The sequence below is a fragment of the Anabaena sp. FACHB-83 genome, from assembly GCF_014697485.1.
Classification (GTDB): domain Bacteria; phylum Cyanobacteriota; class Cyanobacteriia; order Cyanobacteriales; family Nostocaceae; genus Nostoc_B.
Genome location: NZ_JACJRY010000001.1, coordinates 246,986 through 271,384, shown reverse-complemented (window position 1 = coordinate 271,384; position 24,399 = coordinate 246,986). Strand labels below are relative to the sequence as shown.

At 41.1% G+C, this 24,399-nt stretch carries 20 protein-coding genes; 11 read left to right on the top strand and 9 right to left on the bottom strand.

Features of this window, described 5'->3' with window-relative positions; genetic code table 11:
• Nucleotides 1-768: 768 nt before the first annotated feature.
• Nucleotides 769-2,214, top strand: a complete 1,446-nt coding sequence (locus H6G79_RS01125) for a glycoside hydrolase 100 family protein (RefSeq protein WP_190588001.1) — start codon at nucleotides 769-771, stop codon at nucleotides 2,212-2,214.
• A gap of 614 nt (nucleotides 2,215-2,828) precedes the next feature.
• Here H6G79_RS01125 and H6G79_RS01120 read toward each other — a convergent pair.
• Nucleotides 2,829-3,158, bottom strand: coding sequence for a hypothetical protein (locus tag H6G79_RS01120; protein WP_190588000.1), 330 nt, complete (start codon nucleotides 3,156-3,158; stop codon nucleotides 2,829-2,831).
• Between the two features lie 271 nt (nucleotides 3,159-3,429).
• On the bottom strand, nucleotides 3,430-3,843 hold the full coding sequence (gene arfB / locus H6G79_RS01115) for an alternative ribosome rescue aminoacyl-tRNA hydrolase ArfB (protein ID WP_190587999.1): 414 nt from the start codon (nucleotides 3,841-3,843) through the stop codon (nucleotides 3,430-3,432).
• Between the two features lie 390 nt (nucleotides 3,844-4,233).
• On the opposite strand from arfB, the gene H6G79_RS01110 reads away from it, so the two are divergent.
• Entirely contained in the window at nucleotides 4,234-5,583 is a 1,350-nt protein-coding gene (locus tag H6G79_RS01110; protein WP_190587998.1) for a 16S rRNA (cytosine(967)-C(5))-methyltransferase, read from the top strand.
• A 57-nt stretch (nucleotides 5,584-5,640) separates the two neighbouring features.
• A complete protein-coding gene (locus H6G79_RS01105) occupies nucleotides 5,641-6,063 on the top strand; it encodes a TerB family tellurite resistance protein (RefSeq protein ID WP_190587997.1) in 423 nt (140 codons plus the stop codon).
• A gap of 104 nt (nucleotides 6,064-6,167) precedes the next feature.
• On the opposite strand, the gene psb35 is transcribed toward H6G79_RS01105, so the two are convergent.
• The 3 genes from psb35 to H6G79_RS01090 all read right to left on the bottom strand — a co-directional run bounded on the left by psb35 (nucleotide 6,168) and on the right by H6G79_RS01090 (nucleotide 7,949).
• Nucleotides 6,168-6,395 carry a photosystem II assembly protein Psb35 gene (gene psb35, locus H6G79_RS01100; RefSeq protein ID WP_190587996.1) on the bottom strand — a complete coding sequence of 76 codons (228 nt, stop codon included), beginning with the start codon at nucleotides 6,393-6,395 and terminating at the stop codon, nucleotides 6,168-6,170.
• Between the two features lie 288 nt (nucleotides 6,396-6,683).
• Nucleotides 6,684-7,529, bottom strand: a complete 846-nt coding sequence (locus tag H6G79_RS01095; RefSeq protein ID WP_190587995.1) for a M56 family metallopeptidase — start codon at nucleotides 7,527-7,529, stop codon at nucleotides 6,684-6,686.
• Nucleotides 7,530-7,949, bottom strand: coding sequence for a BlaI/MecI/CopY family transcriptional regulator (locus H6G79_RS01090; protein ID WP_062289328.1), 420 nt, complete (start codon nucleotides 7,947-7,949; stop codon nucleotides 7,530-7,532).
• A 201-nt stretch (nucleotides 7,950-8,150) separates the two neighbouring features.
• Here H6G79_RS01090 and H6G79_RS01085 point away from each other — a divergent pair, with 201 nt between their 5' ends.
• From H6G79_RS01085 to H6G79_RS36570, 3 genes are all read left to right on the top strand, one after another.
• On the top strand, nucleotides 8,151-8,786 hold the full coding sequence (locus tag H6G79_RS01085) for a Uma2 family endonuclease (protein ID WP_190587994.1): 636 nt from the start codon (nucleotides 8,151-8,153) through the stop codon (nucleotides 8,784-8,786).
• Nucleotides 8,787-8,925: 139 nt separating this feature from the next.
• On the top strand, nucleotides 8,926-9,663 hold the full coding sequence (locus tag H6G79_RS01080) for a 2-phosphosulfolactate phosphatase family protein (RefSeq protein WP_190587993.1): 738 nt from the start codon (nucleotides 8,926-8,928) through the stop codon (nucleotides 9,661-9,663).
• Nucleotides 9,664-10,432: 769 nt separating this feature from the next.
• Nucleotides 10,433-10,585 (top strand): CopG family transcriptional regulator, encoded by a 153-nt coding sequence (locus H6G79_RS36570; RefSeq protein ID WP_062289322.1) that lies wholly within the window; start codon nucleotides 10,433-10,435, stop codon nucleotides 10,583-10,585.
• 79 nt (nucleotides 10,586-10,664) lie between these two features.
• Here H6G79_RS36570 and H6G79_RS01075 read toward each other — a convergent pair whose 3' ends face one another.
• Nucleotides 10,665-10,853, bottom strand: coding sequence for a CopG family transcriptional regulator (locus H6G79_RS01075; protein ID WP_313933864.1), 189 nt, complete (start codon nucleotides 10,851-10,853; stop codon nucleotides 10,665-10,667).
• A 301-nt stretch (nucleotides 10,854-11,154) separates the two neighbouring features.
• Between H6G79_RS01075 and H6G79_RS01070 the strand changes: the two genes are divergently transcribed.
• Nucleotides 11,155-11,997 (top strand): hypothetical protein, encoded by an 843-nt coding sequence (locus H6G79_RS01070; protein ID WP_190587992.1) that lies wholly within the window; start codon nucleotides 11,155-11,157, stop codon nucleotides 11,995-11,997.
• Between the two features lie 89 nt (nucleotides 11,998-12,086).
• Nucleotides 12,087-12,308, top strand: a complete 222-nt coding sequence (locus H6G79_RS01065) for a hypothetical protein (RefSeq protein WP_190587991.1) — start codon at nucleotides 12,087-12,089, stop codon at nucleotides 12,306-12,308.
• 372 nt (nucleotides 12,309-12,680) lie between these two features.
• On the opposite strand, the gene H6G79_RS01060 is transcribed toward H6G79_RS01065, so the two are convergent.
• Nucleotides 12,681-16,199, bottom strand: coding sequence for an NB-ARC domain-containing protein (locus H6G79_RS01060; RefSeq protein ID WP_190587990.1), 3,519 nt, complete (start codon nucleotides 16,197-16,199; stop codon nucleotides 12,681-12,683).
• Between the two features lie 574 nt (nucleotides 16,200-16,773).
• Nucleotides 16,774-19,215: an ATP-dependent Clp protease ATP-binding subunit gene (locus tag H6G79_RS01055; RefSeq protein ID WP_190587989.1), complete on the bottom strand. Its 2,442-nt coding sequence runs from the start codon at nucleotides 19,213-19,215 to the stop codon at nucleotides 16,774-16,776.
• A 229-nt stretch (nucleotides 19,216-19,444) separates the two neighbouring features.
• Between H6G79_RS01055 and H6G79_RS01050 the strand changes: the two genes are divergently transcribed.
• From H6G79_RS01050 to H6G79_RS01040, 3 genes are all read left to right on the top strand, one after another.
• Entirely contained in the window at nucleotides 19,445-19,741 is a 297-nt protein-coding gene (locus H6G79_RS01050) for a DUF3288 family protein (protein ID WP_190587988.1), read from the top strand.
• A gap of 171 nt (nucleotides 19,742-19,912) precedes the next feature.
• The gene (locus H6G79_RS01045) at nucleotides 19,913-20,707 is read left to right on the top strand and encodes a hypothetical protein (RefSeq protein ID WP_190587987.1); all 795 of its coding nucleotides are present in this window, start codon (nucleotides 19,913-19,915) and stop codon (nucleotides 20,705-20,707) included.
• Nucleotides 20,708-20,967: 260 nt separating this feature from the next.
• Nucleotides 20,968-23,292, top strand: a complete 2,325-nt coding sequence (locus tag H6G79_RS01040; protein ID WP_190587986.1) for a heavy metal translocating P-type ATPase — start codon at nucleotides 20,968-20,970, stop codon at nucleotides 23,290-23,292.
• A gap of 38 nt (nucleotides 23,293-23,330) precedes the next feature.
• Here H6G79_RS01040 and H6G79_RS01035 read toward each other — a convergent pair whose 3' ends face one another.
• Nucleotides 23,331-24,323 (bottom strand): DnaJ C-terminal domain-containing protein, encoded by a 993-nt coding sequence (locus H6G79_RS01035; protein WP_190587985.1) that lies wholly within the window; start codon nucleotides 24,321-24,323, stop codon nucleotides 23,331-23,333.
• Nucleotides 24,324-24,399: the final 76 nt, after the last annotated feature.

Below are 24,399 nucleotides of genomic sequence, written 5' to 3'. Positions count from 1 at the left end.
TAGGAATATGGTTTGATTCCTGAATCTAGTTGTGTACGCAGGGAGTAGGGAATGGGGAATAGGGAGTAGGAGAGAAGCCTGATCTGGGTGTACTGATTTTTTTCCCAAATCAAATATGAGTCCTATAGAGAACAGGATTGCAGCAGTTAGAGGATATAAACTCATCTAAAAAATATCCATAGCTTTCAAACCTGTTCTCTACTAATGATATAAATTTTGCAGAAAATTGAGTATTTTTTCTCAATTTCTTGTACTTATTTAGTTAATAAATCTAACTATAGTCAGGTGTTTATACCTCTTTTGAGGTATTGACATCTTAATTTTTATAGCAATTTATCTTGCAGATTCTTACAAAAGGTTATAAATTATTAATTTGTAGGGGAAATCAAAATTGTCATTTCCAAAACCCAATTATCATCCGTAATTATACTGAAAATAATAGAGGCTTTAAATAGCTTACGAGATATATTTTGATTGATATAAATGGTTCTACATAGAAAAAGAACGTAATTAATCTCAGACTATATCTTGTCTCCAGATTTTCAGGAGTATTTTCCCAGGCAATTCATAAAAATTATCATTGAATTGCTGTAAATTAATCAGCATTTAAATTCCTACAAAACTGTTAATTATAATCAGCAAAAATCAACTTTAAGAAGATAACATTTCTGTCGTTTCTTAAAGGCTCTTTGTTATGATGATGGCAGAAAATCAGCAAATCAGGAGCATTTACCACAAAAATACATCCCATAAGGAGTTTGTTTGACAATGCAAATAGAGAACTTATTAACAGATGAAATTACAGAAAAAGCCGCATGGGAAGCACTAGAAAAATCGATTCTATATTATCGAGGGCGACCGATTGGTACAGTTGCCGCTTATGATAATTCTGTAGAAGCACTTAATTATGACCAGTGTTTTGTTCGAGATTTTGTCTCTTCAGCATTAATTTTTCTTGCTAAAGGTAGAACAGATATTGTGCGTAACTTTTTGGAAGAAACTTTAAAGTTACAACCAAAAGAACGGCAATTAGATGCTTATAAGCCAGGGAGAGGTTTAATTCCGGCCAGCTTTAAAGTTGTTGTCGAGAATGGCGAAGAATATTTAGAAGCAGATTTTGGGGAACATGCGATCGCCAGAGTCACACCTGTAGATTCTTGTCTGTGGTGGATTATTTTGTTGCGTGCTTATGTTGTAGCGACAAAAGATTTTTCCATAGCTTATCAGCCAGAATTTCAAAATGGCATTCGGTTGATTATGGAAATTTGTTTGGCGAATCGTTTTGATATGTACCCAACACTGTTAGTTCCCGACGGTGCTTGTATGATTGATCGTCGGATGGGTATATATGGCCATCCTCTCGAAATACAAGTTTTATTCTACACAGCACTCAGGGCAGCACGGGAGTTATTAATTTGCCAAGGTAATCAAGATATTGTGATGGCAATTGATAATCGTTTACCACTTTTATGCGGACATATTCGCCAGCATTATTGGATAGATATTAATCGCTTAAATGCCATTTATCGCTTCAAAGGTGAAGAATATGGCAAGGCGGCGGTGAATCTATTTAACATTTATGTAGACTCAATTCCCTATTATGAATTAGATAAATGGCTACCCAAAAAAGGCGGTTATCTGGCTGGGAATGTCGGGCCATCTCAGTTAGATACGCGCTTTTTTGCCTTGGGTAACTTGATGGCGATTATTTCTGATTTAGCCACAGAAGAACAGTCACAAGCCATTATGAATCTGATTGAGAAAAGATGGGACGATTTAGTCGGAGATATGCCGATGAAAATCTGTTTCCCAGCGATAGAAGATGAAGAGTACAGAATTGTAACTGGATGTGACCCGAAAAACATACCTTGGTCTTATCATAATGCTGGTAGCTGGCCTGTGCTGATGTGGATGTTAACAGCAGCAGCCATGAAAACTAATAGAACCAGTTTGGCAAAAAAAGCGATCGCCATTGCAGAAGCCCGCATTGGTGAAGATGAATGGCCAGAATATTACGATGGTAAAAAAGGCCGATTAATTGGTAAACAAGCAAGAAAGTATCAAACCTGGACAATTGCAGGTTTCTTATTAGCGAAAGAATTAGTTAAAGATGCTTCTCATTTACCGCTAGTAAGTTTCGATAAGTTACCACCAGATTTAGTATCAAGAGCCTGTGAGTTTGAAATCCGCAGTGTAGATCCTCTTAGCTCTTAATCTTGAGTAACAAAGAATTCAGTCGCCAGAATTCAATTCTGAATTCTGGCGCAATACAGCAGATTCAAGCCCTGAAAATCTTACATTATAAGGATTTCAGAAAACTTCCTCGGTTTTGAGATGCCGACAGCATTTGACGTACCAAAATACTTTAGGAAGGGCTGTAGCAATTAAACAATCCCATTTTTTAGAGCCTGAAACCCTTGTGGCTACGTGACAAAAGTCTGTGCCAAATAACTTAAAGGTCAATTGGTACTGCAAAAACAAGCTTTTTCTGAGAATTTCGAGTTAAAGAGCTATTTTATTTTTGTAATCCATACGGAACAATGCTTTCAGGCGTTGCGTGGCGGCTTATGACAGGCTCGCTACTTTTACCCCTTTCAGCTTCTAAAAATTAGATGGGTTCAAATGGTACGAATAAAAGTAGCGGAGCGGGCCTGTCAAATCCTAATTGTTGAATGAAAGTCAAATTTTTTCTGAAACATAGTCTGAGTATGATTTTCAGACGACGTATGGCGGCAAAATGCGCCTTGACTACTAGGACTATTTTTGTAAGACGATACCTTTTCGGGCTTGCTGCACGGTGATGCCTTGCTTCAAGAAAAAGCTTTGACTTAAGGGTTAGATGGCGCAATGTAAGTATCTACTGGTGGTGCAATATAAGTATCTACTGGTGGCGCAATATAAGTATCTACTGGTGGCGCAATATAAGTATCTACTGGTGGCGCAATATAAGTATCTACTGGTGGTGCAATATAAGTATCTACTGGTGGCGCAATATAAGTATCTACTGGTGGTGCAATATAAGTATCTACTGGTGGTGCAATATAAGTATCTACTGGTGGTGTGTAAGTATTCTGCGTTAGCGTAAGAGTAAGAGAGCTAAAAATTACTGATATATACATCAACCATATAGAAAGCCATACAGAATTGTTATCGTCCATTGAATTTTCCTATTTTAAAAAATTCAAATATCAGTAGCGGTCAAAATTAAATTCTTAATTCCGAAAAAATTTTAGCGTAATTTCGACTGAAATTGGCCTAAATATAGCAAAGCTGTCACCAGGGGCAAGATAGCTGGAAACTATTGCTATATCTACGCCAGATAGCTTAATGAGTGTAATTGATGTCTCTAAGACTGCGATCGCTCTGCATCTGCAATTTCTTAGAAGAAAAAGGAGCGATATCCGCACTTTTCCCAGGCTGCATCAGATTTTAATCAATTACCTGCCTTCTGATTGACTTAATTTGACTACGCTTAGTTTTACTGTCAAGACGTTTTTTTTGAGAACTACGAGTTGGTTTGGTGGGTTTGCGGATTTCGGGCAGCACAACTGCGCTGAGTATGAGTTGCTTGAGTCGTTGCAAAGCTTCTTCCCGATTTTGTTCTTGGCTACGGTGTTCTTGAGCCTTGATGACAACAACTCCATCTTGAGTTATGCGTCGGTCGTTGAGCTTGAGAAGTTGCTGTTTATAGAAAACGGGTAGTGATGAAGCTTCAATGTCAAAGCGTAAGTGAATGGCTGTAGCAACTTTATTGACGTTTTGACCCCCTGCTCCTTGAGAACGAATCGCGCTAATTTCGAGTTCGCTATCGGGGATGATGATTTTATTCTTAATTTGCAGCATAACTTTACTATACGCCCGAAGCCACAGAGAAAGTAGGGCGGTTAAACTTTGTGTAAGCTAATCAGCATTTAAGCTGCACTATTGAAATTGTACATAAATGACTTAAACTCTCTCCTCTGCCCCTCTGCCCCTCTGCTCCCCTGCGGTCTAAACTGCAAACTAAGTGCTTAATAGCTTATCTAGTGTTTTCTGGAATTTGTAATTTAGGCGGTGTAGTCCTTATTAGTCAAGCAACTTATAAATAACTTCTATAAATAACTAGGGGAAAATTACCCCATCAAAAACCCAGTCATACCGACTGGGTTTTTGGTTTAAGGCGATTCGATTTGTGTGTACCATGCTGATAGAATAATACAGCCCTGCCAAGTCAACGGGGGTAAATGAAAACTTATGACCAACCCCCGCCAAATAGCTTTTGTGGCTTTGCGAGATGTTCACAAAGGGGCTTATGCTGATGTTGCCTTAGATAGAGTGTTGCGAAAATTTAAATTGCCAGATAGCGATCGCCGTCTAGCGACAGAATTAGTTTATGGCAGTGTCCGCAGATTACGCACCCTCGATGCTTTAATTGACCAACTCGCCACGAAAAAAGCTCATCAACAACCACCAGAACTACGTACCATTCTACATCTCGGTTTTTATCAACTCCGCTACCAAGAACGCATTCCCCCTTCAGCAGCAGTGAATACAACCGTGGAACTCGCTAAGGAAAATGGTTTTTCGGGACTCACGGGTTTTGTCAATGGTTTGTTACGTCAATACATCCGTCTTGCAGAAAAATCCCCCGAACCTTTGCAGTTACCAGATAACCCCGTGGAACGTTTGGGGATTTTGCATAGTTTACCCGACTGGATAATTCAAGTTTGGTTAGACCAAATTGGTGTTGCGGAAACCGAAAAACTCTGTGAATGGATGAACCAAACACCGACAATCGATTTACGCATCAACCCACTCCGCACCAATTTAGAGCAAGTAGCCACAGCTTTAGAATCGGCGGGAGTTTTAGCTCAAAGAATCCCCAATTTACCCCAAGCTTTACGGTTAATTAGCAGTCCTGGTGCGATGCAAAATTTACCAGGGTTTACTGAAGGTTGGTGGGTTGTGCAGGATGCAAGCGCCCAACTGGTGAGTCATGTACTCGACCCCCAACCGGGTGAAGTGGTGATTGATACCTGTGCCGCCCCTGGAGGGAAAACAACACACATTGCAGAGTTGATGCAGGATCAAGGTAAAATTTGGGCTTGCGATCGCACTGATTCCCGATTGCGAAAACTCCAAGAAAATGCGCGGCGACTCAATTTGCAATCAATTGAAATTTGTACTGGCGACAGTCGTAACTTGCCGCAATTTTACAATATTGGCGATCGCCTGTTACTAGATGCTCCATGTTCGGGTTTAGGAACCTTACACCGCCACGCCGATGCACGTTGGCGACAAACACCAGAATCTAGCCAAGAACTTTCACAGCTACAAAAGCAATTACTTTCCCACACATCAAATTTTGTCAAAAACGGTGGCGTGCTGGTTTATGCTACTTGTACACTGCATCCAGCCGAAAATGAAGCGGTAATTTCGGAATTTTTAGCAGAAAATCCCCAATGGCAAATTGAGCCTCTCGAACCTAGTTCACCCTACTCTATTTATTCCACACCCCAAGGCTGGCTGAAAGTCTGGCCGCACCGTTGGGATATGGACGGCTTTTTCATGGTGCGCTTAAGAAAAACTAATGATTCAGGGTGATTACTGCCAGGGATTGTACCATTTGATGGAAGCCCCAATCTCCCACAGGAGGCAGCAATGGTTACTGATTCCAATGTAAAGAACTTAGTTAAAATCTTGATTGGAGCAGCTTGGATTGATGGGATAATTCAACCAGAGGAACGACAGTATCTCCGCGAAATTGCCCAAGCTAAAGGTTTGGCTACCGATCCAGAAATTAAGCCTTGGTTGTACGAATTAGTACCCGTGCAACCCAAAGAGTGTTACGCCTGGGTGAAAGAATATTTAGGCGATCGCCCAAGCTTGGAAGATTGCGAAAGTCTGATTGAAGCTATTAGTGGCTTAATTTATAGCGATGGCGAAGTCGCAACCGAAGAAGCTAGACTCCTAACACAAATTCAGGACTTAGCTGAACAAGATTCTGCCCAACAACCAGTTCATAATGCGTTGCTTAAACAAATTCAAACGCTTTATCGTCGTTGGGTCGAGGTACAGAATTAATGCTCTAATGTCTATAGTCAAGAGTCCAAAGGCAAAAGTCAAAAGTCTAGATTTCTCAATCTAAAACTTTGAGCATTGACCATTGACTGTTGACTATTGACCAACTATGCTTTCGGTTCACCAATACCGGGAGTTTCTTCTTTGTCTACTTTGGGTACAAAGTCGGGACGTTCTTTACTTTCCCAACCAACTGGGCGTTTAGAGTTGTACCAAGCAATAGAACCAATGGTGACAGCAGCAATAAACCCAACTACATAAACCAATGTAAAAGCCAGGGGGAAATGACCTCCGCCTGTTGCTACTGAATCTGCTGCCTGCATTAATATAAGCATGAGTATATGTTCCTTTTTTACGCAACACTACTTAAGACACTATAAAACTAGAGTATCACTTACATCCTCCCCAAGTTTGAAATAGTGGCTCTTTCAGCAGATACAGGAGACGTGAAACCTTGACAGTGTAAGGGTTTCAAAAAAATTTTCAATAAAAAATTCTGTATATATAGCAGGGGACAGGTGACAGTGTTAAACGCTTTATATTCAAATTTTTAGAGACGTTGTATACAACGTCTCTAGTTGGGGTGAGAGTAAAAATATTATTTCTGCAAGCAACTCCATGCTTTATGTATGAAATAAGACAGTAAATAACGGGATAAACGCTAAGATAAATCCTTGCCAAGACTGCCAGTTCATCGCTAATTTTGGTTCTGGTGGTGCAAGTAAAGCATCAATTCGTTGTTCCAAGCGATCGCCTAAACTACTACCCAAAGCCGCACAACAAACCTCAGATTCCGGTAACACAGAAGTTTGACTCACAACCAACACTAACGATTCTGCTAACAGCAGTGGATCAACTTGAGCAGCCGCGTAACTATCCGCACGTAGTTCGCGCAACACTAATAATTCTTGCCACAACGCATCTGTATTCGGTAGCCAAGCGGTGCAAGTACGCACCCAACCCAGCCAGAAAAACCAAAATGTATCGCGGTAATAATGATGTCCTTGCTCATGGGCTAAGACACTTTCAACATGAGCAGGTGAAAGATTTTGGAGTAATCCTTGGCTAACTACTAGTTCTGGTTGCCAAAAACCAATTTGACCAGCAAACAACGTTGGTGTGTTAATTAGCCTAGCTGATTTACCATCAAGATTAATCAAGGGAGCATGACGGGCAGATTCTACAGATTGCCAACCTTGGATGGCGAGTTTTATGCACAAAACAGCAAAATAGCCGAGAATGACAAACGCTAAATCATAGCTCAACCAGCCTGTGTAGACTCCGCCCATTTTACCTTGCGGCCCCATACACAGCAGAGCGATCGCAGTCATAAATAGCAATAATGGCGGAAACAAAAAGATAAATAAAGCTTTCCGCCAGCGTAAATTCCAATTACCCGGACTATTCACCCAAGAGCATCTTAATATCCAAGAAACTGCTACAGCCGTCAAAATCATGATTAGGTGCATTTATTGTTCCTCCCTGGCTTGGCGTGCAGCTTGAATCCGCTTGGCTATGGCCTCGATTTGCGCTTGGGCTGTTTCATCCAGACTATCAGCAAAGGCCGCAATCACATCGGGATTACCCACTGCGAGAAAGCGTTGTAGTTGATCATGAGCTTTAATCACCTGCGCCTGTTGTTTACTCAGCAAAGGTCGCCAATAAAAAGCTCTTCCTTGTTTATCGCAGGCCAGCCAGCCTTTTTCGGTGAGCCGACGCAGCACTGTGGTGACAGAAGTATAAGCCAATTCTCGGTTAGGATCAGCCAAAATGCGATCGTGTACATCTTTAACTGTCGCGGAACCAAGCTCCCAGACAATATTTAAAATTTCTGCTTCCAAAGGGCCTACAGACAGTTGTTTTGGACGGTAATCGGGTAAAGGTGCCATGTCGATTTTAGATCCTAGAGTTTACATTGGCAGATTTGATGCAAAATTCCCCTCTTGATTGACCAAGGTAGAGTTATTATATATCCCTTGTTTTTTACATACCTAATTCAATTAAATCAATCAAGCGATCGCATCTCTGAAAATACCATCGCAAATCTTCATAATCATTGTCCTTCACTACCACTCAAAGGATCTGCAATTATGTATGCCCTCGTCTCAACTGACAAAATTCAATTACCTGCTGGTTCTGTGGTGCGCCTACCTGCTTCTTGGCAAGAGTATCAGCGCCTTTGTGAACAACGGGGAGATGGCTCAATTCCCCGCATTAAATATCGTGATGGAGAAGTATTACTAATGTCACCTTTGCCTGTACATGGACGAGATGCTCATTTAATTGCCAATATTGTTGTCACACTTTTAGATCATGATGGCAGGGAATATGATGCGTTTACCCCTGTGACGATGACTCTACCGGAAGAAAGTGGCATTGAGCCTGACTATTGTTTTTACATTGATAATTGGCAAGCTGTTTCCGGTAAAAAGCGAATTGACTGGCGACAAGATCCCCCGCCTGATTTGGTAATTGAAATTGATGTCACTAGTTATTCCGATGTGGAAGATTATCTGCCTTATCGTGTGCCAGAAGTGTGGCTATTCAAAAAACAGCAGTTATTAATTTACCAATTACAGGGAAGTATTTACCAACTGCAAACCCAGAGTCGCTATTTTCCAGGCTTGGATCTGCACAGCGTCATTGCTCAGTGTGTACAAATTGCTTATCAACGTAATACTAGTGCGGCGATTCGCCATCTTAAACAACAGTTAAATAACAGTTAAAGTCAAGGATATTTGCCCTCATTGGCCAATGTCTTGCCATAACCCCGAAAAATTCCTATTGCTTAAATTGTCATTATGGTTGTTAACACAAATTAGAATGTATCTCGATAATAATATTTAGAGCAGGTGTATCCAGCGCGTGAAGTTATTCTTATACCACACTCCGGAATTAACTCCTAAAGATGAAATTCCAGACTGCGCGATCGCAGTTGATGTCTTGCGAGCCACTAGTACAATTGCCACAGTCTTAGCGGCTGGCGGTGAAGCAGTACAAGTCTTCAGTGATTTAGAAAAGCTCATCGAAGTTAGCGAACAATGGCCAGTAGAAAAACGCTTAAGAGCTGGAGAACGTGGCGGAGCTAAAGTCACTGGCTTTGAACTTGGTAACTCTCCCCTAGACTGTACACCAGAACTAGTACATGGTCGCCGCTTGTTTATTAGTACGACTAACGGTACTCGTGCTTTACAACGAATCCAAAACTCTCCATCTGTATTAGCAGCCGCTTTAATTAACCGCGCTGCCATAGTAGATTTTCTGTTAGAAAAACAGCCCGAAACAGTCTGGATTGTTGGTTCTGGTTGGGAAGGGAGTTTTGCTTTAGAAGATACAGTTTGTGCAGGTGCGATCGCTCATAGTATCCTCGAAAAAACTCAAGTCTCCCCAGATCAATTAGCTGGTAATGATGAATTGATTGGTGCGATCGCTCTTTACACCCAGTGGCAAGATAACTTGTTGGGATTATTTCATCATGCTAGTCACGGCAAACGATTATTACGCCTTGAATGTCATGAAGACCTGAAATATTGCTCCCAAACTGATATTTTGGATGTTTTACCAATGCAACAGGAAATAGGAGTTTTAAAAAGCAACAACTAAGCATTACTCAAACATCATCCAAAACATTCCCAAGTTTTTTCAGATGCTTATCTTAGTATTATTGGGGATTTTTTTAGATGCAAATGTAACAAATTTATCTTTGTTTATCTATCTGGAAGCTTAATCTTTACGTAACCCTTGTTCTGTTTGCATTCATGAATGATTAAAAATATCCCTGGTATCAATACCGGGGATATTTTATCAAATTATTTAATATAATATTTGTTTCTTATTTAAAAAACTTAACTAAAATACTTCAGGCATAACTTCAGTACCGAACTAAAAACAGCCGTAATAGGTATTCTGAGAGATTTAAAATGGATTGGTAGGTAATTTTTCCATTTTCAACCTTACTTTTGCGCTTATATCTTTACTTCGGGCTGATTTTGCCATTTTAAATCTATAAAACAGCAAGAATTGGTCGCATTTTTCTCCTGAGTTTCACAACAACTTGTGATGACATCATATTTGGCTGATAGTTGACTTGGGTGGTAATATTCTCAATAAGAAATTTATTACTTGGCCTAAATACCAGGAAAAAACAAAGAGGTTATGAGCAGGTTATACACTAAGACTCATAGCAATGCAAATAAACTTGTTTATCTTGTCTGAAGATAGCTGATGAAAGCAGACAAATGCTTTTCTTAACTAATTTCAAACAGATAAAAAATCTCTGTCTAATTACGCCGAAACGCATAGTTAAGACAAGAGAATGGTCGAAATAAATGAAAATTTTCGTAGTTTTATCTAATACAACCAGACTGATAGCATGAATAAAAAATGGGCGGTCAAGCGAATAACCATCAACCTAGCACTAAACGAAGCGAAGAACCTGGAAAAGTATTGTGACCAGACAGGAAGGCCAGCAACAGATGTCATCAGAGAACTGATTCGCGGATTGGCTACTACAAGGTCTGAGTAGGATTGCAGTTCGGTCTGTGTTGCAAACCGTTGTCTTGATAATTTTCTCAACTCTAAATTAAAGAGTTGAAGTGAAAAACTTAGCTCACAGGTAAGCCTCGAATGAGTTCCTCAATCACATTCGAGATTGCTTGGCCTGTTTGCCCACAATATTTCTCTAGCGTTTGAGCTTCGTCTGGAGTCAAGTCCACAGTTATTTGCTTGACTATTTGTTTTTTACTGGAGGTTGGAAAACTAGAAAATCCAAGCGCAGCTGTTCTATCCATCATTTTTTAATGTGTATGGAGGCTAACTAAGATATTGCCAAGAGTGAAACATCTTGACCAGTGAAAATCAAGATTTTGAGCTTAAAGTTAAGCTTTTACTTATCTTCGTTTTTCCAAAATTGAATTTAAAAGCAAAGAAATTAGCCTTTGAGAACCCAGTTTTATTAGTGAATCCAAGCAAAATTTAGAAAAAATTATCATAATTGGGGCGGTTGAGTCTTTTTATAGTCGAATCATCCACAGATTTCGCATTAGCATAATTATCCTTTAAGATACTGGCAGATAGGAGATTATACAACGAACTATGCCTAATCCATTTTTAAATGAGCTTGAATTGGCATCTATTCAGCCGGAAAAAAGAGAGGCTAAGGCAGACAACAGTACTTCGATAGGTAGTAGTAATTCCTCCACTCCAGCAAGAATTGATGCAGATATCTTAAATAAAACCCAGAAATTTTTAGATCGTGCCATCGTATCTGCTTGGCACGCCGTCAAATCTGAGCGAAGACCACCAGCTTTAACTCCTACACGTTGGGTATGGCGACTTGCTGGTTTTTACCATTTGTGTCATTCAACACCAAGACTCATGGAAAAAGCGCGATCGCGTTTTGCTGCAACCAATCGTCAGAGTTTGTCACAGTGGGCAGAACAAAAAGGTAGAGAAGAAGCAGGTCACGATATACTTGCACTGCGAGACATTCGCTCAATGGGGTATCAAGCTGAAGCTGTTGTCGGAGCATTTTATCCGCCTGCGGCTAAAGCATTGATGGATTATTTTGCTCAAAGCGCCGAGGATTCAGATCCAATTGATTGTGTAGGCTATTCCTATACAGCAGAACGCCTGGGTACATGTATAGGAGAAGCTTACATCCAGAAAGTAGAAGCATTACTACCACCAGGAATCAATGCCACTCGTTGTCTACGTGTACATAGTGCCATTAGCACCACAGAGGTACAGCACGTTCAAGAAACGGTGGCGATGATTACAGGGCTAACTCATCAAGAGCGCGATCGCGTGGTACAAGCTTGTTACCAAGCTGCTTTATTGCGTTTTAGCCCACCATCAGAAGCTTACATAACAGATGAGGAGATTGAGAATGTTTTAAAGCCGCTAAAACTGTCAATAAGCGCAGGTCAATCTAAGTAATCAACGGCTAACTTCCTAAAAAACAAAACTGAAATTTTGTCAGCAATTTTAACAACATAGAATTCGGTGCAACTACCAAGGAGAAGACCATGAAAACTGCAACATCCCCGCACAAAACTCTCAAACAGCCATCTTTTACCCAAGATGATGCTGCATTCCAGTACCAAACTTTAAATATTCAGGATTCTAATATTAATGTCAGCGAAAATAACTTAGTAATATTAGATGACACAGACTTGGAACTGGAGAAAATTATGTTTGAAGAATTCGTATATGGATTACCCAGTGACATTCCTATGGCTGATTTTTAGTTGCTTGTCTATCTACACAATTTTTAAATAGACCTTGAGCTAACTAGTACAACGCAGCGAACATAAAGATACCATTTCAAGTTAGTAAAAAGCTTGTTTTATAGGCTTTTTAACTGTTGAATTTTGACTTCTGGGTAGCGGTACTAGTGAATATCCCTCGATTGTTTAGTTTGTATTAAAGAAAGTTAAAAACTACTTAGACTCAAATAATCACAAATTAAACAATTCAGGGATTGATAGAAATAAACCTTTTAACCCAATACGGTTCAGTTAAGAGCATATTAGGTTGGGTGTAGCGATAGCGTAACCCAACCTACACCAGTCTAAGTTGTTGCCTTAACTGAACTGTATTGCCTTTTAACCAAATGGTTCCTAGCCAATTGCTCCCAAACCTTTAAGAGTAGAAATAGTAGCAGCGGTTAAACCTGTCATTCCCCTAATATTCATTCCTTCATAAAATCTTTGAGCTTTCAAAGTTTTTAAACACTCGCTTGTGTTGATATCCCAAAGTCGAATTGTTTCATCTGCACTACTACTAGCCAGAGTTTGATTATCTGCACTAAAGTTAATTGACCAGACCCAAGCAGAATGTCCAGATAAAGTTTTCTGACACTTAGCTGTATCCACATTCCATAACTTAATAGTGTAATCGGGACTGCTACTAGCTAGGATTTGTCCATTTTGACTAAAAGCCACAGCTTTCACAATACTATTTGCACAAACCTCAAAAGTTTGTACACATACACCACTGTTAACACTCCACAACCGTATTGTTCCATCATAACTAGCACTTGCCAGCAGTTCGCCATTGGGACTAAAAGCGATCGACCATACCCAATTTGTATGCCCCTCTAATGTATGTTTGCATTCACCAGTGTTGACATCCCATAACTTGACTTTCTGATCCCAAGAACCACTGGCCAATATCCTCCCTTGCGGATTAAATGCAACTGATTGAACAGCTGCATGATGTCCTTGGAGGATTTGTAAGACTTGACCTGTATTAATGTCCCACAACCTGATAGTTTGATCATCACTACCACTTGCTAACATCTGACCATCAAAACTGAAAGCAATTGACTGGACGGCAGCACGATGTTCTTGAAAAGTTTGCAAAGCCTGACCTGTCTTAATATCCCACAATTTGATACTTTGATCGTCACTAGCACTTGCTAAAATTTGTCCATTAGGACTAAACGTTACTGATCTAACGGCAGCACGATGTCCTGAAAAAGTTTGCCAGACCTGACCTGTATTAACATTCCATAACCTCACTATACAGTCATGGCTTCCACTCACCAAAAACTGTCCATCTGGACTGTAAGCAACTGACCAGACTTGGCTCGTATATCCACTGAGAGTTTTGAGACATTGACCAGTACTAACGTTCCATAACTTTACGATTTGATCGTCACCGCCACTAGCCAGAATATCTCCTAGCAGACTAAAAGCCACAGAAAATACCCAACTGGAATGTCCTTGAAGAATTTTTAAGCATTGACCTGTATTTAAATCCCATAATCTCACTGTATGGTCGAGGCTGCCACTAGCGATGAGATGAGCTTGGGGATGAATGGCCACAGACCAGACAGCAGCATGATGTCCTTGTAAGGTTTTAATACATTCACCCGTGTCTATATTCCATAACTTCACTGTCTGGTCATCACTGCCACTGACAATTATCTGCCCATTAGGACTGAGAGTTAACGACCTAATACCATCACGATGTCCCTGCAAAATTTTGATACATTCACCAGTTTTGACATCCCACATCCGAATTGTGTCGTCATCACTACCACTCACGAGAGTTTGACCATCCAGAGTAAAAATTACACAAATGATCCAACTTGTATGTCCATGAAATGTTTGCAGGCATTCACCAGTACTAACATTCCACAGTTTGATAGTACGATCATTACTACCTGTTACTAGTGTTTTCCCATCTGGGCTAAAGGCAATTGTCCAAACTTCGTGTTCATGTTCTTGTAAAGTTTTCAAGCATTGACCAGTATGAGAATTCCACAACTTCACTGTATGATCACTACTACTGCTGGCTAAGATGCTGCCATCGGGGCTAAAAGAAAGTGATGGTACCCAGTTAGTATGACCTTGAAAGGTGAGAACTTGATTGCAATTGGTAACTTGGTATAAGCGAATTTCGCCATTGGTATCACCCATTGCTAAAAGTTTGCCATTAGGGCTAAAAGCAATAGATAAAACGCCGCCAAAGGTTTCTGCAAAAACAGACTTAGTTAAATCAGCGTTTTGAAAATTGACATTATGTAGTTTTACATTCCGCAAGTCTGCTTGCCAAACAGTTAATTGAGAGAAATCAAAACCAGTTAAATCTGTCTGGAGTTTACAAAACAAATTGAGAATATTTCCACCTGTATAACCTGGTTCCTGTGGTGATTCTTCTTGGAGTTTGGCTAAAATTTGAGTTAATTGGTTTTCAATTCTTTTTTTGCTTCTTAATGCCGTCAGCAAAGCATCAATGACTGGTTTCAGAATCAGGCGAATTTGCGTTTCTCTGATGTAGTCTTTTGCACTGGCCTTGATTAAAGCATGGCATCTCAAAAGTTGAATATGATCAGTGACAATTTCCTCACAGACTTGTTCTATTAATACCTGAGTCACATATTCCATGACTACAGGTTGTAAGGTAAAAGTGGCTGTGCTTTTTTCTACTAGCGATCGCCTCACCAAAGATTCTATAGCCTCTAGCAATTTTTGTGGTGCCACTGGCGAGACAATATCTTCCCGCAAGTCTGAGAGTGTCACTGGTTCACGATTAATTGCTAACCAGTACATCATTTCTTGTTCTAAATCTGACAACCTCTCAAACTGCTGGTCTAAAATATCTCGAATATCGCCAAAAACCACGGTATTTTGCTGTAAAAACTCGCTGACATTCCCAGCAAATACATCTTCAATGGTTGTAGCGACTATTTTCAAAGCCAAGGGATTACCACCATAGGATTCAATCATGGCTTTCCATTCTTCTTCGGCGGCCGATAACCCTTTGATTTTTAAAATTTCCTGTCCTTCAACTACCTTCAACCCACTTAGTTGTAAGGAACGGACTGGTAAAGCTTCGCCTTCTAATAATGCAATTTCTTGGGGTTTTTCCCGACTGGTTAAGATTAAACAACTTTGGTGAGTCGCTTCTCCTAGACGTTTAAACAACTCACCATAACCTTCATATCCTTCCCGATATTTGCCGGCTCGACTACCATAACGTAATATTGATTCGGCATTGTCCAGAATTACTAAACAGCGATGATTTCGCAGATAATCAATTAACCTGGAGATGCGATCGCTTAAACTTTCGGGTAAGTTCGCTTCTGTTTCTTGCTCATCCGATAAAAATTGCAGTAATTGATTGATGATAGCTTTTACAGGTGGAGCTTCGCGGAGCGATCGCCAAATTACATATTCAAAATCTTCTCGAATTTCTTGCGCTAATTTTACAGCCAGCGCCGTTTTGCCAATACCACCCATCCCTAACAAGGCGATAAATTGGCAATGTTCATCTAAAATCCATTGTTCTAATGCAGCCAGTTCTTCTTTACGCCCATAAAAAACAGGTAAAAAACTTGCGTCTCCCCAATCTAAACGAGTATTAGAGCTTAAATAATCACTTTCATTGATTTTGACATCAAAAACTAAAAATAGTTTTTCCAGAGTCTTTTTATCAACTCCACCTTCTCGATTTAGTACTTTGGATATCGTACTAGGATGTAATCCTGAAAGTTCGCTGATATCTTCTAATGTGTAGCTATTGCCAAAATTTTCTTGTGCTTCTGACTTACGTTTTGCCTCCTGAAGTTTTTGTAAACCTCTAGTAGTAAGTGCAACACCACGCTTACGTCTCCAATTCTGTAAAACCATGTATTAAAACTATAATAACTATCACTTATCCTTGATATTTTTGGCTTTAAAAAAAGAATGTTACTAAGAAGTCAGCACTCAGGAGGAAAATGTGCCGTAGTGTTAGCGCAGTGCTAGTGACGTATGAGCGTCGGTAGTGCGTTGGGAAGACAGCGCGTTGCTTTGTTTGCTAAAGTTGTAGCAAGTGGCGTGCGACTGTCGTCGGCTTTGCGGCTCCTGAATTCTTACGAATGTGATGATTCTAAATTTATACACACAATCTTGGCTGGAAGATTCTGAGAATATGCCAGTTTTATGATCTTGAATAAAACGGACTGATCTGGAAATAGTGGCAAATTATTCTGAATGTATCAAAAGACAATTCAAAAGCTATGGTTTATGCGGAATTATTTATATACACCAGTAAGTAAATTAAACGTAATTTCGGCTGTATCTTAGCATATACCAGGTCAATACTCACTAAGAAAATCTTGGAGCATTACTTTTAATTTGATTCAGTTAGTATCAATTGCAAAAATCCCTTGGTTGATTTCCCAAGGGATTTTCAAGTGTCAAGCTATTAGATGATTAAAGATTAACGAGCGTTTGCCAAAAGTAATTCTCGTGTATCTGATTTACGGACTTTCACTTGTCCATCATCATCGACATCGACAATTGCTGTGTCACCATTGCCAATTTCGCCGGCTAGTAGTGCTTCCGCTAAAGAATCTTCTAACAGGCGCATAATTGCCCTGCGTAAAGGTCTAGCACCATAACTGGGGTTATACCCTTCATTGACGACCAATTCTTTAAATGCGTCTGTCACTTGCAAAGTGATACCTTTTTCGGTCAAGCGATGAGCAACCTCACGCAGCATAATCTCAGCAATTTGCTTGACTTCATCCTTACTCAACTGAGTGAAGACAATAATTTCATCAACTCTGTTGAGGAATTCGGGACGGAAGTAAGTTTTGAGTTCCTCATTTACTAAGTTACGAATGCGGTGATAGCTGGCTTCGGCTTGATTATCAAATTCAAAACCTAAACCACCGCCACCTTTTTCAATTACCTTAGAACCGATGTTAGAAGTCAAGATGATCAAAGTGTTCTTGAAGTCAACTTTCCGACCTTTGGCATCAGTTAGATGACCGTCATCTAAGATTTGCAGCAGCATATTGAAGACATCGGGGTGCGCTTTTTCGATTTCGTCGAATAACAGCACTGTGTAGGGTCTGCGCCGCACGGCTTCGGTAAGTTGACCGCCTTCATCGTAGCCGACGTAACCAGGAGGCGAACCAATCAACTTAGATACGGTATGGCTTTCCATGAATTCGGACATATCTAAGCGAATCATCGCTTCTTCTGCACCGAAGAAGTAGGAAGCTAAAGCTTTAGCTAGTTCTGTTTTACCAACGCCTGTGGGGCCAGAGAAGATAAAACTGGCTATTGGACGCTTGGGACTCTTTAACCCAACTCTAGCCCGACGGATGGCGCGAGATACAGAGGTAACTGCTTGTTCTTGACCGATTAAGCGTTGATGCAGGGTGTCTTCCAGGTGTAACAGCAACTCTGACTCAGATTCGGTGAGTTTGTTGACTGGGACACCAGTCCAAGAGGCGACGATTTGAGCAATGTCTTCTTCGTCAACAATGGGCTGAGGAATATTTTGGTCTTGGTGAATTTGCGCTTCCAGTTCTAATTCTTGGTCGCGCAGTTCGCCGGCTTTGTCGAAGTCTTGAAGTCTGACGGCTTCATGTTTCGCTTTGGTGATGCTGGTTAGTTGACGCTTGAGTTCTTTGTTGGCGGAAATTTGGGAGTTCCGCAACCGGACACGGGAACCAGCTTCGTCAATTAAGTCTATGGCTTTATCGGGCAGGAAGCGATCGCTAATATAACGATCTGACAACTGGGCTGCTGCTAATACCGCCGCATCGGAAATTTCGACTTTGTGATGTTGTTCGTAAGCACCGCGCAAACCGTAAAGAATTTGGATGGTTTCTTCTACAGAAGGTTCACCGACCAAAATTGGTTGAAAACGGCGTTCTAAAGCGGCATCACGTTCGATGTGCTTGCGGTATTCATCCAGGGTGGTTGCACCGATACATTGGAGTTCACCGCGTGCTAAAGCTGGTTTGAGGATATTGGCTGCATCTAAGCCGCCTTCTGTGCCACCAGCACCCACAAGGGTATGAATTTCGTCAATTACTAGGACGATGTTACCGACAGAGCGGATTTCGTCCATGATTTTTTTCAGGCGTTCTTCAAAATCACCACGGAAGCGAGTTCCTGCGACTAATAAGCCCATATCAAGGCTAATTACTTGTTTATTCAACAACTGTTCAGGAACATCTTGGTTAGCAATACGTTGTGCTAAACCTTCTGCGATCGCAGTTTTTCCCACTCCTGGTTCACCAATCAACACAGGATTGTTTTTCGTGCGGCGACCGAGAATTTGAATGGCACGCTCAATTTCTTTTTCCCGACCAACTACAGGGTCTAGCTTGCCTTCTTGGGCGAGTTTGCTGAGATTTCTGCCGAACTCTTCTAGGGTGAGTGCTTGTTGGTGGCGGCGGGGACTACTACCACCTACAGCCACATTGCCATCTTCACCTAAACGACGTAAGACATTAGTGCGGATGAGTCTGAGATCAACCCCCAGATTTTGCAATACTTTAGCTGCAACACCTTCACCTGCTTCTGTTAAACCTAACAGCAAGTGTTCAGTGTTGATGTAGTTATGTCCTAGACTGTGAGCTTCTTTAAACGATTGCTCGAAGAGGTTTTTGACTTTTGGTGTAAAAGGAATTTCTGGCGGTACAAAGCCAGAACCTCTACCAATAATTTTTTCAACTTCCCGTCGTGCTTCTTTGAGGGTAACGCCCAACTCACTCAGCACTTTGGCAGCAACTCCCGTTCCTTCTCCGATTAAACCCAGGAGAATTTGTTCAGTTCCTACGAAGTTGTGTCCCAGACGACGTGCTTCCTCCTGAGCTAACATGATGACTTTAATGGCTTCGGAAGTGAAGTGTTCAAACATAGCGGGTTCTTGCTCCCTTGCTGCTTGGACTGGGGGTGATTGAGGTTCACCCTCGGTAAAACTTTTTCTATTTTCTTAAAGACAATGTATCTTTATTTATGATTGACTGGCAGTGGTGAGAGCCGTAAGCGTAAAGGTGTGTTTGCCCTCATCTTCTATTATCTGGCGTTGGACGGAATCTCAACTCTAGACTCAGAATGAATTAAGAATCCGACTAAAGGTATAAACTATGGCAGAACAGCACGGAAGTAAAGATCAACAACATCCACTTTACAACCGCGATCGCCCCTTTATTGATATTCTACTCGCTCAAGAGGCAACAGACTATAATTTGGCAGAATTAGCCCGGTTACGCATCCGTTATCAGGGCTTTCCCGGCGCACGGGACATCCAAAAAGACCTAGATAAAGTTTTACAACAATGGGGGTTAACTGAAGCAGAACTCTTCGCTAAAACCCGCCAAATCCACGACGTAGGGGGGATTTACAAAAGTCGCGGTAAAAAAGAAGAACAAGATTGGAATTAGTCTGAAGTTGGAAGACAGTGGCGACAAGTGGGTGAGCGCATTTTAAAATCTGCGGGCGTATGGCGAATTTTGATAGAGTGAGATTCAAAATAATTCTGTATAACTACCTCTTATTGAGCAATGTTACATAATTATTTTATACAATACATATTTAGTAATTAATAATACGGTATGAGAGTTTTTGCTTACCTTAACGTTGATGATCCTTGGATAGCTTGGCTTGTCTACAGAGGCGAAATAGTATCAACACAAGCCATTGGACAAAAAGCTATTAGCGTTTGGCATACCAAATATCTTCTTGATGCGGCAACTGAAAATAAACGAGCAACATATTACAAGACAGAATTAGTAATTGAGCAAATCCGACAAGACTCCTTTTCAGATAAAGTTTCAAGGTTGTCTGGGTTATATTTTTTTGACAGCATTGAAAGTGCTATGAGTGCGGGTAAAAGATGGGATGGAAACTTTAAAGAGGAATATTTAGCTGAAATTGAGATTTATCAATGTTACCATTCTTCGAGACACGACTCTGAATGGATTACATATTATATGAACCATACTGATAGGTCATGGATATTAAAATACCTTTCAGGTGAACCTTTGGGTCAGCAGCCTCTGTGGGAGTTGCTTGTTGAAGGTAGGGGATTTGTGTTAGGAACCCAGGTAAGACAACGTGCATATGAAACTGTTAAAAGGAAATGGCCAAAGTCGTTAGGTCTTTTAGAATTATCACGAATTGCTGTGGAACTGAGTTCTGATTTAGGATTTATCTGCCCGTTATTAACAGTAAACGACAGTATTGCTGACTTAAGAATATATTTGAATTTTCAAGACGCAAACAATCCCATTTTTTTGGATAAACTGTCGAAGTACGAAGGTGCCAAAAATACTGCTGATTTAAATTCACAGACAGATTGCTTAGTAGTTCCAGATTTATCTGAATACTACGCTCAATTTAGACTGTAATCGTTTTAATTCAACGTTTATACGAAGTATAAGTACTTAGTACTTGTTTATATATACTAGGTTTGTGGAACGGAAACGAACTCAACAAAGTGCAACTCTTACCTGCTGCGCTGCATCATTCGCCTAAGTACAGGTAGGTGCATCCATCTGCGGATAACATCACCCCACACTTACAAAAAATTCTGCCAACAACCCCTTGACTCTCCAGTTGACCAGAGACTTCAAGATGAAGATAGTCGTTAGCTATTGGGGTGAGTCAAATGGAAAATGCCACATTGAAGCTGCGCGGGATGAGTTGCGCCTCCTGTGCCAAAAATATTGAAGATGCTATTAGTGCTGTCCCTGGTGTGAATGAATGTAGTGTGAATTTTGGCGCAGAACAGGCAACAGTTAATTATGATTCCAGAAAAACAGATTTACCAGCTATCCAAAATGCGGTGGATGCGGCTGGTTATTCTGCCTATCCTTTACAAGAACAAAATTTGCTGGCGGGTGAAGATGACGAAGAAAAAAGACATCGCCAGCAAACATCCCGTGATTTGCAGCGAAAGCTCATAGTAGGGGGGATAATTAGCAGTTTACTGGTGATTGGCTCATTGCCAATGATGACAGGATTGCATTTACCTTTCATTCCTGGATGGTTGCATAACCCTTGGCTGCAATTAGTTCTGACTACTCCTGTACAGTTTTGGTGCGGTAAAAGTTTTTATGTAAATGCTGGGAAAGCATTCCAGCGCCATACTGCCACAATGGATACTTTAATCGTGTTGGGTACGAGTGCAGCATATTTTTATTCCCTATTCGCTACAATATTTCCCGGCTTTTTCATTACTCAGGGATTGATGCCGGATGTATATTATGAAACTGCGGCGATTGTGATTACTTTGATTTTATTAGGACGGCTGTTTGAAAATCGTGCCAAAGGACAAACTTCCGAAGCCATCCGTAAGTTGATTGGTTTACAGGCGAAAACTGCGCGGTTGATTCGCAACGGACGAGAAATAGATGTACCGATCGCACAAGTGCAGATTGGTGATGTGGTACTGGTGCGCCCTGGGGATAAAATTCCTGTTGATGGGGAAGTGATTGATGGGAAATCTACAGTTGATGAAGCGATGGTGACTGGTGAAAGTATTCCTGTGAAAAAGCAACCAGGAGATGAAGTGATTGGCGCAACCATCAATAAAACTGGTAGTTTCCAATTTCGGGCGACAAGAGTAGGAAAAGATACGGTATTGGCGCAAATTGTCCAATTAGTACAGCAGGCGCAAGGCTCAAAAGCGCCCATTCAAAGATTAGCAGACCAAGTTACAGGCTGGTTTGTGCCGGCGGTAATTGCGATCGCCATCCTCACTTTTATTATTTGGTTCAACATCACGGGTAATATCTCTTTGGCATTGATTACCACAGTTGGAGTATTAATCATTGCTTGTCCTTGTGCCTTGGGTTTAGCCACACCAACTTCAATTATGGTAGGCACAGGTAAAGGCGCAGAAAATGGCATTTTAATTAAAGGTGCAGAAAGTTTAGAATTAGCCCACCAAATTCAAACAATTGTCTTAGATAAAACTGGCACAATTACCCAAGGTAAACCCACAGTTACAGATTTTGTCACAGTTAACGGTACTGCTAATGGTAACGAAATTCAGTTAATACAACTAGCCGCCTCTGTAGAACGCAATTCCGAACACCCATTAGCCGAAGCAGTGGTGAGATATGCTCAATCTCAAGATGTTAGCCTCATAGATGTTCGAGATTTCGCTGCGATCGCTGGTTGTGGTGTACAGGGTATCGTGGCAAATCGGCTGGTGCAAATCGGTACACAACGCTGGATGAAAGAGTTAGATATTAACACCGCAGACTTGCAACCAAATCAAGAACGCTTAGAATACTTGGGTAAAACGGCAGTTTGGTTAGCAGTAGATGGTGAAATCCAAGGATTAATGGGGATTGCTGATGCGATAAAACCGACTTCTCCCCAAGCTGTGCGAGCCTTGCAAAAACTGGGTTTAGAAGTTGTAATGCTCACAGGTGATAATCGCCACACTGCTGAAAGTATTGCCCGTGAAGTTGGGATTACCAGAGTATTAGCTGAAGTTCGTCCTGAGCAGAAGGTAGAAGCAATTAAGTTGTTGCAAGGGGAAGGGAGAAGAGGGATGAGGGGGACAAGGGGGACAAGGGAGAATTACTCAGCACTCAGCACTCAGCACTCAATTGTAGCGATGGTTGGTGATGGGATTAATGATGCACCGGCTTTGGCGCAAGCGGATGTGGGAATTGCGATTGGTACAGGTACAGATGTGGCGATCGCAGCTAGTGACATCACCCTCATCTCTGGTGATTTGCAAGGTATAGTCACAGCAATTCAACTCAGCCGCGCCACTATGCGTAATATCCGCCAAAATTTATTTTTTGCGTTTATCTACAACGTCGCGGGTATTCCCATCGCTGCTGGAATCCTGTTCCCGATATTTGGGTGGTTGCTCAACCCCATCATTGCAGGTGCAGCAATGGCTTTTAGTTCAGTTTCTGTAGTCACTAATGCGCTGCGTTTGCGGCACTTTCGAGCCAAAGTAATTGGCTAAGGTATTTTATCTTCCTTGTCCTGTCATTAAATCAACACCTAACTGATTAAATCAGTACGAGGTTTAAAGGTTTCAATTTGTCGAATTTTTTCGTACAGTTCTTTTTCTTCAGGGCTAATATTTTTCGGTGTAACTATCTGAATTTCCACCAATTGATCGCCGCGTTTACCGTTATCGGTGGGGTAGCCTTTATTTGCCAAGCGGAATCTTTGACCAGACCTAACTCCGGGTGGGATGGTCATTTTTACGGGGCCGTCGAGGGTTGGTGCTTCAACAGATCCGCCTAAAACCGCTTCGCTGGGAGTCACTGGTACTTGACAGGAAATGTTTGCGCCTTCTAGTTTAAACAAAGGATGTGGCTCGACAGTAATTTTAAGGTATAAATCGCCACCGCCAATTCCTTGATTTTTCAGCCGAATGCTTTGGCCTGTGACCATAGCTGGAGGCATTGTCACTTCTAGCGATCGCCCATCTTCTAAACGGATGCGTTCGTTACCACCTTGATAAGCCTTTTCTAAGGGTAAGGTTAATCGCGCTTCAATATCTCGCCGTGTTGGTTTGGGAGGATTTTTGGGAACTGTGTATTGAACTTTGCTATTCGGCGAACGGAACGGATCGGTTTTGGTATTACTGCCATTTCGGGTGTCTTGGCGACTACCAACACCAACTACTTGATTGATAAAGTCTTCAAAGTTGGCAAATTGACTGGGGTCGACTTGATTACCATTGGTGCGATCGCTTGGTTTTTCTCCCCAAGCTTTTGGTTTTGGTGTTTTTTTGCCTGCAAAGCCTTGTTGCTTCCAATAGCGGCTAAACTGGTCGTATTGCGCTCTTTTAGCAGTGTCAGAAAGCACTTCGTAAGCTTCATTCACATCTTTAAATTTTTCTTCGGCTGCCTTATTCCCTGGATTCAAATCAGGGTGATATTGTCTAGCTAGTCGCCGATAATTCTTTTTAATTTCTTCATTAGAGGCATCTTTAGGTACTCCCAAAATCTCGTAGTAATCGCGGAAATTTTGCAAATTTTGCATAGTCAGTTATTTAAATTTAGATTTTAGATTTTAGAGGTTGGTAATAATTTTTAAGTAACTAGTAATACTATTTACC